Annotated in this window: 1 protein-coding gene and 1 pseudogene; both read left to right on the forward strand. The window is 70.0% G+C overall.

Going from position 1 to position 1,338, the window contains the following annotated elements; translation table 11 throughout:
• Nucleotides 1-144: 144 nt before the first annotated feature.
• A pseudogene (locus tag OO48_RS40510) lies at nt 145-444 on the forward strand (transposase family protein); the annotation flags it as partial.
• Entirely contained in the window at nt 407-1,297 is an 891-nt protein-coding gene (locus OO48_RS34755; protein ID WP_425338619.1) for an ISAs1 family transposase, read from the forward strand. The pseudogene OO48_RS40510 and the gene OO48_RS34755, both read left to right, overlap by 38 nt.
• Nucleotides 1,298-1,338 lie beyond the last annotated feature (41 nt).

Genomic DNA, 1,338 nt, shown 5'->3' on the forward strand with positions numbered 1-1,338 from the left:
CAGGGCTGTTGCAAAGTCCCAGTGAGCGCATGAGTCCGCAGGTCATAGCGGGGTGAGAAGCGGGGGTCGACCCGTCACGTACGCATCGAAGCTCCGGTTGAACGGGGTGACCTTCCCAAGTCGCCTCGCACCACCGGAGCTTCGATGTGCCGTCAGTCTGCCACCGTCTGCCTGATCAAGTCGCCCGCTCTGGACGGCGTGGCGGGATTGTCGCTGGTGGAGCGGTTGCGACTGTTGCCGGATCCGCGTCGGCGCCGCGGGGTGCGTCACCCGTTCGTGGCGGTTCTGCTGGTCGCCGCCTCGGCGGTGGTCGCCGGCGCGCGCTCGTACGCGGCCGTCGGCCAGTGGTCCGCGAACGCTCCGCAGCACGCCCTGGCCCGCCTCGGCGCCCGGGCTGTAGGCGCACTTGGCGTGTGCATCGCGCCGAGCGCCGCCACGATCCGGCGGGTCATCGCTCTGGCCTGTCCCGGCGGGCCTGGCCGACCTGACCGGCGCCGATCCGGCAGGATCGGACTCGATCGCCGTGGACGGCAAGACCGCCCGAGGCTCCCGGCACGGCACCTCGCCCGCCGCCCACCTGCTGGCCGCGATGACCGCGGACGGCCGGACCGTCACCCAGCTGCGGGTGCCCGACAAAACGAATGAGATCAGCTGCTTCGCCGCTCTGCTGGCGCCCTACGACCTGGCCGGGGTCACCGTCACGGCCGACGCCCTGCACACCCAGCGCGCCCACGCGCGCTTCCTCGTCGAGGAGATGAACGCGCACTACCTGCTGGTGGTGAAGGCCAACCAGCCCGAACTGCACCGCCGGCTGCGGTCGTTGCCGTGGAAGGAGGTCACCGCTCGCCGCTACGACCGCGAGGCCGGCCACGGCCGCAGGGAGACCCGCGTGACCAGAGCCCTCACGATCGCCGGCCTCGGCCTGGACTTCCCGCACGCCGTCCAGGCCGTGCGCATCCTGCGACACCGCACCGACCTCAAGACCGGCACGGTCAGCCGTCAGAGCATCTACGCGATCACCGACCTGACCTCGCAGGAAGCCTCGCCCGAACGGCTCGGCCGACTCGCCAGATCACAGTGGACCATCGAGAACCGGCTCCACTTCGTCCGCGACACGACCTTCGCCGAGGACACCTCCAAGATCCGCACGGCACACGGCCCGGAGAACATGGCAACCCTGCGAAACCTTGCGATCAACGCCCTCCGCGCCGCCGGGCATCGCAACATCGCCGCCGGACTCCGTCACGCTTCCTACGAGCCCTTCACCCGCCCGCTCGACCTCCTCGGCATCGCTTGACCAACACAGTCACAAGATCACAGGACTTTGCAACGGCCCTG

Source organism: Kitasatospora phosalacinea (assembly GCF_000716545.1).
GTDB classification, from domain to species: domain Bacteria; phylum Actinomycetota; class Actinomycetes; order Streptomycetales; family Streptomycetaceae; genus Kitasatospora; species Kitasatospora phosalacinea.